Below are 15,288 nucleotides of genomic sequence, written 5' to 3'. Positions count from 1 at the left end.
GTGCTACGCTTGTAGCAACGTCGCGTCTCTCCTCGTCTTCCGGCAATCGCACGACGCCACCTCGTCCCGTAGCTCAACCGCCCCATGCACCGCAAGTCTGGTTCCCAGCGAACGGCCTCCTCGCCCGCCTCGAGCGTGGCGGCGCTGAAACCGGTTCCAACGACGGCCAACGACGGCCAACGAATCGTGTGGGGCGTGCTCGCGATCGCCCTGCTGGCACTCGTGGCACAGTGGCCTTCGCTGGGCGGCGCCGGGATCTGGGACGACCAGATCATGATCTTCGACAACGAGCGCATCCACGCCGCCGATGGACTCTATCGCTTCTGGTTCACCACCGAGCAATCGGACTACTGGCCACTGAGCTACTCGACCCACTGGTTCGAGTACCGGCTGTGGGGCGATTGGGCGCCCGGCTATCGCCTGGTGAACCTGCTGCTGCACATCGCGTGCTCGGTGCTCGTGTGGCGACTCTCGGCGCGCTTGCGCATCCCAGGCGCTTGGCTCTGCGGCGCCGTGTTTGCCGTCCACCCCATCGCCCTCGAGGCCGTCGCCTGGACCTTCCAACGCAAAACGGTCCTCTCGACGGCGCTCGTCTTCGCCTCGTTGGCCTGCTATCTGAAAAACGAAGTCGATCGCCGCGCCACGAGCTACGTGGCCGCGCTGGTCCTCTTCACGCTGGCGATGCTCGCCAAGTCGGCGGTCGTCATGTGGCCCTTCGTACTCTTGCTGTTGGCCTGGTGGCAGCGGCGATCCCTGACCCGGCAAGACCTCCTGCGCGCGGCCCCTTTCTTCGCCGTTTCGCTCGTGCTTGGCCTGATCGGCATGTGGTTTCAAACGCACAAGTCGATCGGCGCGCATGCCGAGATCGTGCGCAACGATCCCCTCTGGGCTCGCACGGCCATCGCCGGCTGGGCCGCCTGGTTCTATCTGTACAAAGCGCTGCTTCCCATCAACTTGGCGTTCGTCTATCCGCGTTGGGAATTGGCGGCGCCTTCGCTGCTGGCCTACCTGCCCGGTGTGGCGATCTTGATCCTGCTGGCCCTCTGCTGGCGGCAGCGGCGCGGCTTCGGGGCAGCCCCCGGCGTTGCGCTTGGCTACTATCTTTTGAATCTCTTTCCCGTCCTCGGCTTCATCTCGATCTACTTCATGCGTTTCTCGTACGTGGCCGATCACTGGCAATACCTGGCGCTGCCGGGCATCATCGCGCTGGTGATCGGCGGCGCCACGCAGTTCGCCACACAGCGGCCGGGCCTGCACGTGGCAAGTCGCCTGGCCGCTACCCTGGTCGTCGGTCTGCTCGCGGTCGCCAGCTTCGATCAGGCCCGCGTCTATGGCGCGCCCGACAACATTCCTCTCTGGCTCGACACGCTCGAGAAGAACCCCGACTGCTGGCTCGCCCACAACAATCTTGCCCGCTATTACAGCGACCGCGGCGATTACCCCCAGGCCATGCAACACCTGCGCGAGGCCTTGCGTCTCGACCCGGCGCAACGGCCCGTCTACCTGAGGGCCGAACTGGCCGCCGGCGGCGATGCCGCGCGTCGCGGTCGACAGGCCGAAGCCTTGCTCCACTTCGAGCACGCCGTCGAGATCGATCCCGATGCCGAGCTCGCCTACCTGGAACTCGGACGGCAGTATTTCCGCGTGGGAAGGCCGCAAGAGGCGCTCGACGCCTGGCGTCGGGGAAATGCCCGTCTGCCCGAGGCCCACGCCCTGGCCGCCGCGCTCGCCTGGGCGCTCGCCACGCACCCCGACCCACCACGGCGCGATCCCACCACCGCCCTTGCGCTGGCCGAAAAATTCGTGGCCCGCGAACAGCATCGCAACGCCGCCGAACTCGACGTTCTCGCGGCCGCCTACGCAGCCGCCGGGCGCTTCGACGACGCCGAGCGCACTGCCGCCGAGGCGCTGGCACTGGCTCGATCGCACCAGCAGGCCGAATTGGCAACTGCTATCCAATCGCGTCTGCAACTCTATCGAATCCAACGACCCTACGTGTCGCCATGAGCGCGAAGAATTCCGCACGCACGCGCGACAAACGCCTCGGCGTCGCTCCGGCGACCGCCGAAACCTGGTCGTTTGTGCCACCGCACTGGCACGGCAGGTTGGGGGCGCTGGCCATCCTGGTGCTGGCGATCATCGCGCATGCGGCCGCGTTTCCCGGCGGATTGATCTGGGAAGATCACGAGCTCATCGCGCAGAACCGGCACGTCAACACGCCGGAGGGCATCGTCGGCATCTGGACGGCCACCGATCAGCCCGATTATTGGCCCGTCGACTACACGATCTTGTGGCTGCAGTATCGCGTGTGGGGGCCTTGGGCCACCGGCTACCGGATCGTGAACCTGGCCGGCCACGTCGGCAGCGCCGTCCTGCTCTGGTACCTGCTCAAGCGGCTCAAGGTCCCGGCCCCGTGGCTTTGCGGCGCCGTCTTCGCCGTTCACCCGACCACGGTCGAAAGCGTCGCCTGGTGTACGCAGTCGAAGACGATCTTTGCCGTCTTCTTCGCGCTCGCCTCGCTGGCTTGCTACCTCCGCGCCGTCGAGATCCCCGACGCGCAAACCGGTCCGGGCAAGTTTCGCCTGTTGCTGAATCGTTGGTACGCGGCAGCCGCGTTTCTGTTTCTGCTCGCGATGCTCTCCAAATCGTCGGTCGTGATGTGGCCCCTGATCCTGCTGGTGGTGCGCTGGTGGCAACACCGGAAGATCACCTGGGTCGACGTGGCGAGCACGATACCGTTCCTGCTGATCGCCGCCGCCTGCGGGATGATTGCCCGCTGGTTTCAGGTCAACGTCTCGATCGGCTCCGACGCCTCCCTGATTCGCGACGATGGGCTGCTGTCGCGCGTGGTGCTCGCCGGGCGCGTGATCTGGTTCTACATCGGCAAAGATCTGCTGCCGATTCGCCTGGCGCTCGTCTATCCCCGCTTTCCGCTCGGCGTGCAATCGATCTGGACCTTCGTGCCCGATGCCGCGCTCCTGGTCATCGCCGGCGCCGCATGGTACTGGCGCGCCACCTGGGGCGCCGCCGTGCTGGCCGCGGGGGCTTACGTCGTGATCAATCTAGCCCCCTCGCTCGGCCTGGTGAACATCTACTTCATGCGCTTTTCGCTGGTCTCCGACCACTGGCAGTACATCGCGCTGCCGGGCATCGTCGCCCTCGTCATCGGTGGCTCGGCGGCTTTGTTGCGCCACTTCCAAATAGCGCCCACGCATGGCAAAGTTGCCGCCGCGCTGGTGCTCGTCTACTTGATCGCTTTGAGCATTCCCTACGCTGCCGTCTACGGCGCCCCCGACAGCGAACAACTCTGGCTGGGCGTGCTCGAGCAAAGCCCCGATAGCTGGCTGGGCCATCACGAACTGGCGCGCGTCTACGCCAACCGGGGCGATCACCACCGCGCGGCCCAATTGTTCCTCGAATCGCTGCAACTCAATCCCGAGCACGCCCTGTCGGCCAGCAATCTTGGGCTGCAGTACATCATGCTGAACCGCCACGCCGAAGCGGTGCCGGTGTTGCGCCGTTCCGTCGAACTCGATCCGCTCCGCTCGGATCCGAACTTCTTTCTCGCTGTGGCGTTGCTCGAGTCGGGCCAAAGCGCCTCGGCTATCGAGCAAATGAAGCACAACGTCCAGCAGTTCCCCGGCGATCTCCGCTCGGTAGAATTGCTGACGCTCACGCTGGCCACGATCGCCGATTCAGCCCTGCGCAATGGTCCGGCCGCCGTCTCGATCGGCGAGCAGCTTTGCGCACTCTCCCCTTCGCCCCCCGCATCTCATCTCCACGCGTTGGCGACGGCCTATGCCGAGGTGGGCCGCTTCGACGAGGCCCGCCGCACGGCGACCCTGGCCCTCGAACGCGCGAACCTCGAAGGCAATACCAAGCTCGCCGCGCTCATCAGCCAACGCTTGCGGCTCTTCCGCGAAGGCCGGCCCGCCCGGGTCGGGCATTAACCGCGCTCGCCGCATACATTTGTCACGTCTGCCTGCTCACGCTTCGCCCGAGGGGCACAACGGACGCAAATGGGTCAGCCCGTACTTGGACAGAAGACGCATCAATCGCCGGCGGTCGACCCCCAACAACCGCGCGGCCGCACTGCGATTGTGCCGCGTCCGCTCCAGGGTACGACGAATGTGCTGGCACTCGATCTCGGCGAGCGCGGGCCAAGCGACTCTCCTCTCGCGAACCGCATCTGCATGCTCACCGCGCACCTCGGCAAGCGCCGGCGCGAACGTCGCTACGGCGTCGAGCGCTGGATCTTGCGGCAGCTCGATCGACGAGGCCCCGATCGTGCTGCCCGGCGTGAAGACGAACGCCCGTTCCAACGCGTTCAACAGCTCGCGCACGTTTCCCGGCCAGGCGTACGACTCGAGTCTGGCCAGCGCGTCGCGCGAGAGCCGCTTGCCGGGCACGCCATGCTCGACCGACAGCCGCGCGAGAAACTGCTCGGCGATGGGCTCGATATCCTCGGGCCGGGCGGCCAACGGTGCCGTCTCGAGCTTGAGCACTGCCAGCCGATAGTACAGGTCGAGCCGAAAGCGACCGCGTCGCACTTCATCGACCAGATCGCGGTTCGTCGCCGCCACGAGGCGCACGTTCACCGGCACCCCCTCGTGGCTGCCGACCGGTACGACCACGCGTTCCTGCAGCACGCGCAACAACTTGGCCTGCAGCGTGGCGTCGAGCTCGCCGATCTCGTCGAGAAATAACGTCCCTCCGTCCGCCGCCCGAAATGCCCCCAGCGCCGGATGGTCGGCCCCCGTGAAGGCCCCCTTCACATGGCCAAAAAGCTGACTGGCGAACAGCTCGCCACCGATCGCGGCACAGTCGACCGGTACGAAGACCCGCTCGGCGCAAGCGCTCAACTCATGCACGCGCCGCGCGAGCAGCTCCTTGCCCGTGCCGCTGGGTCCGGTGATGAGCACGCTCGAATGATAAGGCGCCAGCAGGGTGGTCCGCTCGCGCATCTCGGCCGCCCAGCGCGAGCAACCCACCGGCATCTCGACCACACGGGGCGCGGCGCTGTCTGCCCCATTCGGCACTCCTCTTGCCTTCGCTTCCCACGCCCGCCCACCAATATGCCGGGCAAAGCCAAACGTCGGCTGCAGTTCGCAGGGGGCAGGAAGTGGCAGCGAGAATAGCTGACGCAGCAGCCGGAGCACGTACCCCCAACCCTGCTCGAACAGGCTGGGACCGCGCGCCAGCCCTCTCTCTGGCGACACACCGGCACAAACCGAAGACGGCATCATCCTCGACTCCTCCACAGGCGATGCGAGTAGTCGATCGCAGACAAGGCCGCCATGCCGGTCCCGACGCGACGTTCAAGAATCGATCCGCGGAGGCCGTTCGCGTGTCACCTCTCGGTCCTCGCTGACCGGCAAAGATTACACAGACCTCTCAGACGAACCGCATGCAGTGTTTAATAATCTTTACAGCCGTTGAGTCAAGCGAAAAATCGTAAAGATATCTTTGCGCTTTGCCGCCATTTCATGGCTACCCGCTTGCTCTCCATGCCAAGTTCGGCCTTCGGCCAGAGCGTCCCCAATCGTCCTTCGAGGGAGAGCGACGAACGGTTCGCGGCGGCGCCGCGCGATGCGGTCGTCAACTGTTTTGCCGCGGGTACCCGGCACCAGTAAGATCGCCGCTACGCGAGGGCATCGCACCACCCCTGCCCGGACGACTTTGACGATTCCCGGCAGGAACTGGTTAACGCACGCGGGGCGTCTCACGATAACCCTAGTTGGTCGGATCGACGCGTGCCAGCCTGGCGAGCAAGTCCGGTCGGGCCAGACTCCTACCTGCAAGGCACTCGGTAACTCCACGGCAACGTTGGTCGCAAACACGGCAGCTTTCCATGATTACGCAAGAGTCACGTCTGTTGGAGGTCACCACGCCGCTGGGCAAGGACGTGCTCCTGCTCGACTCGTTCTCCGGCACCGAGAACATGTCGACCCTCTACACCTACCAGCTCGAGATGTACTCGACCCGAGACTGGATCGACGCCAAGGAGATCGTCGGCAAAAAAGTCTCCTGGTCCGTCATGCTCGAGGACCAATCGAAGCGCAAGTTCAGCGGTTACATCAGCCGCTTCGGCGCGGGCGAGCGCGAGTCCGCCATGCGCATGTACCGCGCCGAGGCCGTCCCCTGGTTGTGGTTTCTCACCTTGAACACCGACTTCAAGGCCTACCAGGAAAAGACCGTGCCCGAGATCATCGAAGAGATCTTCCAGAAGCACGGCTTCAAGGACTACGAGATCGGCGAAATTCGCGAGCAGCATCCGAAGTGGGAGTACTGCGTCCAGTACAACGAGTCGGACTTCAACTTCGTCTCCCGACTCATGGAACAGGAGGGCATCTTCTACTTCTTTCGCCACGATGGCGACAAGCACGTTATGGTGCTGGCCGATTCGAAGAGCGCCTACAAGAACGCCGACCAGAGCGATCTCGTCTACGAATACACGCATGCGTCGCGCCTGCGCGAAGATCGCATCACGGCCTGGAACCACCAGTTCGAGTTCACCTCGGGCAAATGGGCCCAGACCGACTATTACTTCGAGAACCCCGCCCGGGCCGAGCGCACCCCCTCGAAGCTGCTACAGACCGAACAACCCAGCGTCGTGCAGCTCGACGGCAACAAGAAGTACGAGGTCTTCTACTACCCCGGCGAGTACGAGCAGAAACCCGAAGGAGACCCCGACACGAAGGCCCGCATCGGGTCGGAAGAGACGCGCCACGACGGCGCCGTCGCCTCGAGCACCTATCGCACGCTCGGCGTCGGCAAGAAATTCACGATCAACAAGCACGACTGCGAAAGCGAAGTCGGCAAGTCGTACGTCATCACGTCGATCTCGCATTCGGCCAGCGAGCCCACCAGGTACGGCATGGGAGACGGCGGCCTGCACCGCATCGACTACATCAACCACTTCACCTGCATTCCGTCGGCCAATACGTTCCGGCCCACGCGCGGCACGCCGAAGCCGATGATCCACGGCATCCAGAGCGCCGTCGTCGTCGGGCCCGACGGCGAAGAGATCTGGTGCGATCAATACGGCCGCGTCAAGGTGCAGTTCTTCTGGGATCGCTACGGCAAACGCGACGACAAGACCTCCTGCTGGATGCGCGTCGCGCAGCCCTCGGCCGGCAAGGGCTGGGGCACCATGGCCATTCCTCGCATCGGCCAGGAGGTGATCGTCAGCTTTCTCGAGGGGGATCCCGACCGCCCCCTCATCACGGGCGTGGTCTACAACCCCGAGCAAATGGTCTCCTACAACCTGCCGCAAGAAAAAAACAAAACGCTCATCAAGACCAACTCCACACCCGGGGGCAACGGCTTCAACGAGATCCGGCTCGACGACACCGCCGGCAAGGAACAGTTCTTCGTTCACGCCCAGTACGACATGGATCAGCGCATCCTGCACGACAAGCGCGAGATCGTGCTGAACGAAGTCCACACCACGATCGGCTCCAATCTCTTCGAAGAGATCGGCGGCAACCACGATCGCAAGGTCGGCGGCAACTTCATCGAGGCCATCGGCAAGAACGTCGAAGAGGCCATCGGCGAAAACCACGACTACATCGTCGGCAAGAACCACACCGAGCAGGTCGGCTCGAATCACGACGTCTCGATCGGCGGCGCTCAGACGATTCGCATCGCCGACGCGCGCGACCTGACGATCGGCCAGGATCTCAACGAAACCGTCGGCGGCGCCCACAACGAAACCATCAGCAAGGACCACGTCCACACCGTGGGGCAAAGCACCTACGTCGTCTCGGGCAAGGACCGCGTCGAACAGTCGGGCGGCAACCACATTATCGAAGCGGGCAAGGTGCTCCACGTCTTGGCCGGCCAGGAGGTCGTCATCGAGGCGGGCATGCGACTGACCCTCAAGGGTCCCGGCGGCTTCATCAGCATCGATCCCAGCGGCGTCACCGTGCAAGGCATGCTGGTCAAGATCAACAGTGGTGGCTCCCCCGGCCAAGGCCCCGGTGTCCCCAGCATCCCCGCCGCGCCCGATCCCAAAGATCCCCAACAGGCCAAAGAAGCCGATCCCACGAAGCCCACCGAGGCCGACAACGCCACCTCCGGTCAAAAGTCGACGCCGTTCTGAGCAAACCGCCTCCCCGCAACCTCGACAGGCGCGGTCGAAAATGATGGAAGACCTGCAAAGATTCCCGTCGATCGCGAATCCACCATGAGCTACGTCCCGGATCATCATCTGCGAGAGCGGCAAGAAAAACGGCGTCCCGGCCAGCGCCAGGATCAGACGCCCAAAAAGGATCGCACGCACAAGCCGGTCTTCGATCCCAAGCCGGCCCCCACCACTCCCGTCGGCGCTCCGATCGGCACGTTCGGCGTGTCGACCGATACCGCCTCCGCGGCGCTCGTGGCCGACGACATCCTGCGGCGCATCAAGAAGTGGCGCAACGTCGCCAGTTGGACCGGACAGTTTCCGAACGCCGTCGCCGCCATCGATCACTATCTCGACAAGACCGACACCTTCGTCGAGATCCCCGAATCGAAGGTCAAACGCGTCCGCGCGGAGTCCGAAGTCAAGCACATGGCGCAGGCCGTCGAGAAGATGCGCCTCGTCGCGCTGCAAGAGGCCGCGGGCAAGTGGATTCAAGCCAATGGCTTTCCGACCGCCGGCGGAAAGCTCCACCCGGCCGAAGTCGAGGTGGTGCTCATCTGGCAGTCGGGCAGCGCCAGCGGCGGCGTCACCGACGACAATCTCACCTATTTCGGTACGATGATCCGGTCCGAGATTCACATCCGCGTCAAACAGACGAGCATCCCCCAGGGACTCGACGACGGACCGGTGAACTTCGATTTCTCGGTCACGAAATGGAAATCGTGGGCCGTCGACAACTACGACTGGGAAGGAGACAAGAAGTTCGGCATCTTCACCAGCTTCGGCCTCCCCACGCAGAAAGAGATGAACCATCTCCAAAAGGTGGGCCTCGCCAAGCCGTATCAGCGCAGCTCGCGCTCCTGGGTCAATACGCGCCACGGCATGGACTCCTGGCAAAACTTCGCCGCCTCGCTCGCCACGCTCAAAGCCGTCGGCAACGAACGACTGCAGTTCAACAAGAATCAGGACAAAGAGCGGCAGAACGAGATGGCCGCCGGCGCGCTCCCCAGCCCCCCCGCCGCCGAAGACGTGCTCGAGCAGAAGTAGCACGCGGGGTTCTAAAAATGAAAAGTGGCACCGGCTGCCGGCCTGTGCAGCAACTACGGCCGAGCGTCCAGCTCCACGCGATCCACCACCACCACGCGCAGATCCCCCACGTTCGTGTGCGTGGGCCCCGTCTTGATCAGACCGCCGGCCCGTTTGAAAAACGTATAGGCATCATTGCGGCGCAAGAAATCTTCCACGTCGAGCGCCATCGCGACTGCGCGCTGGGCGATCTCGCCGTCGATCATCGCGCCCGCGGCATCGGTGGGACCATCTTCGCCATCGGTCCCGCCCGACACGAGCGAGACACCTTCCAATCCACCGCGACCGAGGCGTTCGAGCGCCGCCAGTGCCAACTGCTGATTGCGGCCACCGCGACCTCGCTCCCCCTCGGGCGCCAGCGTCACCACGGGCTCGCCCCCACTCACCAGGCAATCGGGCCCCACTTGCGCGCGCATCACGCGAGCCATGTCGGCCAGATGCCTGCCCACTTCTTCGGCCTGACCCTCAGGCGCCCGAGCCGCATCGAGCGCCGGCGAATATCCTCGCTCGACGGCCTCGATCCCCGCTGCATCGACCGCCGTGGCGTTGTTGCCGATGACGTGGATGCTGCACGTCGTTCGCGCAGACAGCGCATCACATTTCGCACGATTGCCTGCCTTGGCCGCGCCTTCCAAATACTGCACCACCGTGGCGAGCTGCGCCTCGCGACGCGCGCCAAAGCGCTCGAGAATCGTCAGCGCCTCGTCCGGTGTCGCACGATCGGCCACGGTCGGACCCGAACCGATCAGATCGAGCGGATCGCCCAGCACGTCGGAGATCACGAGCGTGACGAGCCGCCCCGCGCGGCACGCTCGTGCCAGCCCGCCCCCTTTGATGCGGCTCAACTGCTTGCGCACGGTGTTCAGCTCGACGATGTTCGCCCCCGCGGCGCTCAAGTAGCGCGTCACCGCTAACTTGTCTTCGAGCGACACCCCCGGCACCGGTGCCGGCAACAGCGCCGATCCTCCACCGGAGATGAGCGCGAAGCAAAGATCCTCTTCCGTCATTTCACCCACGAGGCGCAAAATCTCTTCCGAGCCTGCCAACCCCTCAGCGGTCGGTTCGTTGCGCCCCGCGGGCCGCGCGGCGTGCAGGTGGATACGTTCGAGCGGGCGAACACAATCGGCCGGCACGTTGATCCAACCGGTCACCCCCTTTTCAGCGAGCAACTCGTGGCCCAGCACCTCTTCGACCGCGGCCGCCATGCCGGCCCCCGCCTTGCCCGCCCCCACCACCGCGATGCGGCGCACACGCGCCAGATCGATTGGCGCTTCATCGGCCACGAACAGCAAGTCCCCCGCGCGTTCGACCGCCGCGTGTACCAAACGATCGGCCGCCACGGCCGCCAGCCCGGCACGCCAGATCGCTAGCGCATCTTCGCGGAGTTGTTCGCTAGGTCGCGGCATTCGATTCAGAGAGCAAAGCAAGAAAAGGACACAGGCCGCCGGCCTTGTGTGGAAAAGATTCCAAGGCACAGGCTGGCAGCCTGTGCCACTTTGCCGTGGAACTCGAAGTCCTATTCCCGTTTCGCCAACACGCCATTGATGACCAGTGCCACGAGCAGGACCACTCCCATCAGCAACTGCCGCGCGAGATCATCGATCCAGTTGATCTGCGCCAGACCCAGGTTCAGCACGGTGAACGTGAGCACGCCGATCACCGTCTTCGGCATGCTTCCTTCGCCCCCGAAGAGACTCGTCCCGCCGAGCACCACGCACGCCACGGCGTTCAACAACAGGTCGGCATTCTGATCGAGGCTCACGCTGTTCAAGCGCCCCGCGTTCACCAATCCGCCGATGCCCGCCGTCAAGGCACAGATCGCCAGGCACGCCACGACGATCAACCCCGTGCGCACGCCAGCCAGCCGCGCCGCCTCGCGATTGCCCCCCACCATGTAGACATAGCGCCCGAACCGCGTATGCACCAGCACAAGGTGCCCGACAACCATGATCGCCAGTGCCAGCATCGCACTGTAGGGAACATTCAAGCGCTCGGTCACGTCGATGCCCCGGTTGCCGATCATCTTCAGCACCGGGGGCACGTCGAGCGTTTCGCTCCGCGTGAGATACCGGGCCGAACCCTGCGCCACGTACATCATGGCCAGCGTGATGATGAAGCTCGGCATGCGCGACCACGCCGTCAGCAGGCCCGAGAGCAAGCCCAACAGCACCGCCGTCACCAGGGGCACGCCGATCGCCAGCGGGATCACCCACCCGGGCATCGCCACGTCAGCGGCCGGCGCCCCCTGTTGAAACACACGTTCGGCGATCCAGCCCCAGTGTTGAAACATCCAGCCGCACAAGCAGGCGGTCCACAGCGCGACCATGCCGACCGAAAGATCGATCTCGGCACACAACAGGACAAACGTCAGACCGGCCGCCACGATCGCCAGCACCGATCCCTGCTGCAGCACCTGCCGCAGCGTGGCGAGCTTCCAGAACGAGTCGCTCGTGGCCAGAAAGAAGACCACGATGATCATCAGACTGATCACCGGCGCCAAATCGCGCAGTTCGAACGGTATCCTCTGCTGACGACGCATCAAAGCCTGCCTGCGAAGGGCTTCATCACAACTTGTTCGAGGAGGGGCGAACGCTCCCATCACGTTCGCCGGCCCGATTCACTAGAATGGAAGTAGACCGAGGATACACAGCCGCGCCACCCACGTCACGTCCCGCGACGTCACGAGTCGCGCACGGTGTGGCACTGCTGGCATGCCCAGCAGTGTAATCTGGCAAACCGCTGCCGTATTATTTAATCATGCCCACGATCGACCAACTCCGCACCGCGCGGCTCATCGCCGAGCGACTCGGCCCTCAACACCTCGACGACCTGCTCTTCGTCGAGTCCGACCGCGGCGTCCGCATCCTGCTGGGCGAGCCGGTCATCACGCGCGAAACCGTCGCCCGGCGCCTGGCCAGCCATGTCGAGCACTGGCAGACGCACGGCTACGGCTCGTGGCTCCTGCGCGAGGCCGGCACGCGCCACGTCGTGGGTCGCTGCGGACTCCGCTCGGCCGTGGTTCAGGAGGAACCGCACGTCGAGCTCCTCTACGCCATCCGCCACGAGTTCTGGCGACACGGCTACACGACCGAGATGTCGCGCGAGGTGCTGCGCGTCGGCTTCGAGGAGCTCGGTCTCGAAGAGATCGCCGCCTGGACGCTGTGGAACAACTGGGGCTCACGCCGCGTGATGGAAAAGTCGGGTCTCGAGTACGAGCGCGACATCATCCACGCCCGACTACCACACGTCTTCTACCGCCTCGCCGCCACCACCTGGCGCGAACGCCAACATGAGCAGTGCGCCACAAGGCGCGTAGGCCACGTACCCCGTGCGTGACAAAACCTCAACTTTTTCAACACCAAGACGCAAAGGCGCGAAGGCGCAAAGAAGGGGGTAGAAATTCTGCTCGAGAATCAGCTCGTCCTTCATCCCAACCCGAAGCGTAAGGGGACTAGTGATTCGGCGAAACACCATAGTACGACATCGCACGGCTAGTACACTTAGCGTGTATCCCTGCGTCTTTGCGCCTTAGCGTCTTTGCGTTAAACCTCTTCCGCCTCGAGCAGCAATTCGAGATAGCTGCGACGCTCCGTCTCGGTCAGTCCCAGATGCGCCGCCAGCGACATCACCCGCGCCCGATTCGCGTCGAGATCCCTCTCGCTCGACAAAATCTCCAGCTCGACGAACTCGCCCACACGGTCCACCCGATCGAGCGCCGCGGTGATTTCGGCTTCCTGCCACGTTACGCGCGCCTCGCGGCGTAGCTTGCGCACCTCGAGCACCGGCCGAAAGCCGAGGGCCTCGAGCAATTCGGCGAATTGCGCCGCGCCCGCCTCTCCGCCAGCCAGCGGCAATTCGATCTCGCGCCGCGTCTTCGTCTGGCGGTCGAGCTTCGGCCCCTTGTAGGTCACGCACCACGAACCTTCGGACAAACGCATCCGCAGCGCCTCGTCGGTCTGGGCAAAATCGCGTGCCGGATGGGCGAAATAACGATCCACCTGCTCGTGCGACGCGCCGAACCGCGCGCCAAGCTGCACCAGCCCACGCTCGACGGCGTTTGGATCGGGCACGCGGAACTTGATTTCAACTTCGAGCATCGGCGCACTTCACCGCCCAGGAACGAACATCAGCGCGCTTCCGCCACGCGCATCGTCTCGGCAAAACTCTCGGCGCGATAGCCACGTTCCGCGCGCTTCGTCCGCAGTACGGAATCGACAAGCAGGCCGATCACTTTACGAAACACGGCCGGCACGACTTGCTCGGCGTCGACGCGCAAGATCGTCTCATCGTGAGCCGCCAGATCGAGAAACACCCTGCGAATCGCCGTTAGCAGATCGAGCCGCTCGAAATGGTTCGGTACCTCGCCCCGCAGCGACTCGATCCGCTCGAGCGTAATCTCCGGCCGCGCGTCGAACAGCAACACGACGTCGGGCCGCGGAAAGAGCGACTCCATCCGCTGCCGCAGCTCGGGCACGTCCATGCCCCGCGAACCCTGATAGGCGATCGTCGAAAAGTAATAGCGGTCGAGGATGACAATCTCTCCCCGCTCGAGCGCCGGCTGCACGAGCTGCGCCACGTGCTCCTTGCGATCCTCGATAAAGGCGTGCAGCTCTTCGTCCGCCGACATGCGCCCCTGCTGCGCCGATTCGCGAATCTTCCGCCCCCAGGGCCCGTTGGTCGGCTCTTTCGAGGCGATGACCACCTCGCCCACCGCCACGAGCGCCTGGCGCAGCAGCTCGACTTGCGTCGTTTTGCCAGCGCCATCGATCCCCTCGACGGCAATCAGTATCCCTTCATCCGGCTTGCTCATAGGCCCTGATGATAAGGGCACCACCCACCCCCGGCAACGACGTCAAGCGTGCGTGTCGCGTCCAACTCGAGCACAAGCTCGGGGGTGCCATGCTTTCACCGCGCAGCGGGGTAAGCATGCCGCGCTCGACGTCGTGCGACGAACCACACGCCGCACAGACCAACGGCAGCCAGCACGAACGTCGATGGCTCCGGCACAGGCGTCAACAATGCACCACGGGGCGATCCATCCGGACTCAGGCCATACACCGCGATTTGACCATGGTCATTGATGTCGTTGGCGAAAAAGATCTGCCAGCCCTCCCCCGATTCGTCGAGCAGATCATTCAAATTCAACATCCCCTCGGCGCTGGTCCAGAGAAAAGGGCGGCTACCGGAGGTGCCATCACTGATACCAACAACTTGGCCTAGCGCATTGACGCCCCAAGCGACGCTATAGCCGATGCCGTCTGATAGATCGCCTAGACTCTGCATGCCCGTCTCCGGAGTCCACAGAAACGGCAGATAACCCGTCTCCCCATGGCTATACCCCACAACGTGACCATGCGCACTGAGATCCAACGCCTGGCTGAAGTTTTCACCGCCGGGCAAGTCCCCCAGATCTTGCATACCACCAGCACTTGTCCATAGGAACGCATGAAAGCCTTCTTCACTTGCTGCGTAACCCGCAACCTGCCCGGCATCGTTGATGGCGACCGCTTCACTAAAGCCTTGCCCGCCAGTGAGATCGCCCAGCGACTGCATGCCCGCCCCACTCGTCCACAGAAACGCACGTTGGCCGCTATAGCCGACTACCTGGCCCAGATTGTTGATGCTCAAGGCCACGTTACTACCCGAAGAGCCCGGCAGTTGGCCGAGATCCTGCATGCTTCCGGCCGACCATAGCACGGCGCGCTGCCCGACGGCCGAGTAACTTCCACCCACAGCGTCGCCGGCGTCGTTCACTCCGGCGGCAGAACTGAAAACGTCGCCGCCGGGCAACTCACCCAGATCCTGCATGCCGCCACTACTCGACCACAGAAACGCGTGACTCCCCGTTGCCACCGAACTGAAACCCACCACAAAACCGCTGTTACTGATGGCAGACGCATAGCTGCGATTATCACCGCCAGGCAGATCGCCAAGATCGGTCACGCGGTACAACGGCTCCCCATGCACCGTTCGGCTGGCCGGGAAACAGGCCAAACATGCCACTAGGCACGTCGTCCAATAGAAGGTTCCAAATCGCATGGCCTGTCCCTACCTATCGAGAAAAGAGCTGCTCATCC

The 15,288-nt window shown here is 64.1% G+C and carries 11 protein-coding genes; 5 read left to right on the top strand and 6 right to left on the bottom strand.

What is annotated here, in order from left to right; all coding sequences use genetic code 11:
• Window positions 1-84 precede the first annotated feature (84 nt).
• Window positions 85-2,007, top strand: a complete 1,923-nt coding sequence (locus KF708_05490) for a tetratricopeptide repeat protein (protein MBX3412153.1) — start codon at window positions 85-87, stop codon at window positions 2,005-2,007.
• Window positions 2,004-3,950 (top strand): tetratricopeptide repeat protein, encoded by a 1,947-nt coding sequence (locus KF708_05485; GenBank protein ID MBX3412152.1) that lies wholly within the window; start codon window positions 2,004-2,006, stop codon window positions 3,948-3,950. The genes KF708_05490 and KF708_05485 overlap by 4 nt, the downstream gene beginning before the upstream one ends.
• Before the next feature lie 36 nt (window positions 3,951-3,986).
• On the opposite strand, the gene KF708_05480 is transcribed toward KF708_05485, so the two are convergent.
• Window positions 3,987-5,246 carry a sigma-54-dependent Fis family transcriptional regulator gene (locus KF708_05480; GenBank protein MBX3412151.1) on the bottom strand — a complete coding sequence of 420 codons (1,260 nt, stop codon included), beginning with the start codon at window positions 5,244-5,246 and terminating at the stop codon, window positions 3,987-3,989.
• Between the two features lie 605 nt (window positions 5,247-5,851).
• Between KF708_05480 and tssI the strand changes: the two genes are divergently transcribed.
• Together tssI and KF708_05470 are read left to right on the top strand one after the other, a co-directional pair.
• Entirely contained in the window at window positions 5,852-8,104 is a 2,253-nt protein-coding gene (gene tssI, locus KF708_05475) for a type VI secretion system tip protein VgrG (GenBank protein ID MBX3412150.1), read from the top strand.
• An 84-nt stretch (window positions 8,105-8,188) separates the two neighbouring features.
• Window positions 8,189-9,172 (top strand): hypothetical protein, encoded by a 984-nt coding sequence (locus KF708_05470; GenBank protein ID MBX3412149.1) that lies wholly within the window; start codon window positions 8,189-8,191, stop codon window positions 9,170-9,172.
• Between the two features lie 53 nt (window positions 9,173-9,225).
• On the opposite strand, the gene KF708_05465 is transcribed toward KF708_05470, so the two are convergent.
• Entirely contained in the window at window positions 9,226-10,617 is a 1,392-nt protein-coding gene (locus KF708_05465) for a DUF4147 domain-containing protein (protein MBX3412148.1), read from the bottom strand.
• Between the two features lie 110 nt (window positions 10,618-10,727).
• A complete protein-coding gene (locus tag KF708_05460) occupies window positions 10,728-11,750 on the bottom strand; it encodes an ABC transporter permease (GenBank protein ID MBX3412147.1) in 1,023 nt (340 codons plus the stop codon).
• Window positions 11,751-11,968: 218 nt separating this feature from the next.
• On the opposite strand from KF708_05460, the gene KF708_05455 reads away from it, so the two are divergent.
• Window positions 11,969-12,547, top strand: a complete 579-nt coding sequence (locus KF708_05455; GenBank protein ID MBX3412146.1) for a GNAT family N-acetyltransferase — start codon at window positions 11,969-11,971, stop codon at window positions 12,545-12,547.
• A 206-nt stretch (window positions 12,548-12,753) separates the two neighbouring features.
• Here the strand turns inward: KF708_05455 and cyaB are convergent, their stop codons facing one another.
• The 3 genes from cyaB to KF708_05440 form a co-directional block, all read right to left on the bottom strand.
• The gene (cyaB, locus tag KF708_05450; GenBank protein ID MBX3412145.1) at window positions 12,754-13,308 is read right to left on the bottom strand and encodes a class IV adenylate cyclase; all 555 of its coding nucleotides are present in this window, start codon (window positions 13,306-13,308) and stop codon (window positions 12,754-12,756) included.
• Window positions 13,309-13,337: 29 nt separating this feature from the next.
• Window positions 13,338-14,021: a dTMP kinase gene (locus KF708_05445; GenBank protein MBX3412144.1), complete on the bottom strand. Its 684-nt coding sequence runs from the start codon at window positions 14,019-14,021 to the stop codon at window positions 13,338-13,340.
• Window positions 14,022-14,116: 95 nt separating this feature from the next.
• Window positions 14,117-15,154: a PEP-CTERM sorting domain-containing protein gene (locus KF708_05440; protein ID MBX3412143.1), complete on the bottom strand. Its 1,038-nt coding sequence runs from the start codon at window positions 15,152-15,154 to the stop codon at window positions 14,117-14,119.
• Window positions 15,155-15,288 lie beyond the last annotated feature (134 nt).

Source organism: Pirellulales bacterium (genome assembly GCA_019636335.1).
GTDB lineage: Bacteria > Planctomycetota > Planctomycetia > Pirellulales > JAEUIK01 > JAHBXR01.
Note: the sequence above shows the minus strand (reverse complement) of the source record. Positions and strands in the feature narration are given on the sequence as shown.

Bases quoted from the DNA above. Each gene is read 5' to 3' on its own strand.
- KF708_05480 (MBX3412151.1), bottom strand. From the start codon at position 5,246: ATGATGCCGTCTTCGGTTTGTGCCGGTGTGTCGCCAGAGAGAGGGCTG.
- tssI (MBX3412150.1), top strand. From the start codon at position 5,852: ATGATTACGCAAGAGTCACGTCTGTTGGAGGTCACCACGCCGCTGGGC.
- KF708_05455 (MBX3412146.1), top strand. From the start codon at position 11,969: ATGCCCACGATCGACCAACTCCGCACCGCGCGGCTCATCGCCGAGCGA.
- KF708_05465 (MBX3412148.1), bottom strand. From the start codon at position 10,617: ATGCCGCGACCTAGCGAACAACTCCGCGAAGATGCGCTAGCGATCTGG.
- KF708_05445 (MBX3412144.1), bottom strand. From the start codon at position 14,021: ATGAGCAAGCCGGATGAAGGGATACTGATTGCCGTCGAGGGGATCGAT.
- KF708_05485 (MBX3412152.1), top strand. From the start codon at position 2,004: ATGAGCGCGAAGAATTCCGCACGCACGCGCGACAAACGCCTCGGCGTC.
- KF708_05490 (MBX3412153.1), top strand. From the start codon at position 85: ATGCACCGCAAGTCTGGTTCCCAGCGAACGGCCTCCTCGCCCGCCTCG.
- cyaB (MBX3412145.1), bottom strand. From the start codon at position 13,308: ATGCTCGAAGTTGAAATCAAGTTCCGCGTGCCCGATCCAAACGCCGTC.
- KF708_05470 (MBX3412149.1), top strand. From the start codon at position 8,189: ATGAGCTACGTCCCGGATCATCATCTGCGAGAGCGGCAAGAAAAACGG.
- KF708_05460 (MBX3412147.1), bottom strand. From the start codon at position 11,750: ATGCGTCGTCAGCAGAGGATACCGTTCGAACTGCGCGATTTGGCGCCG.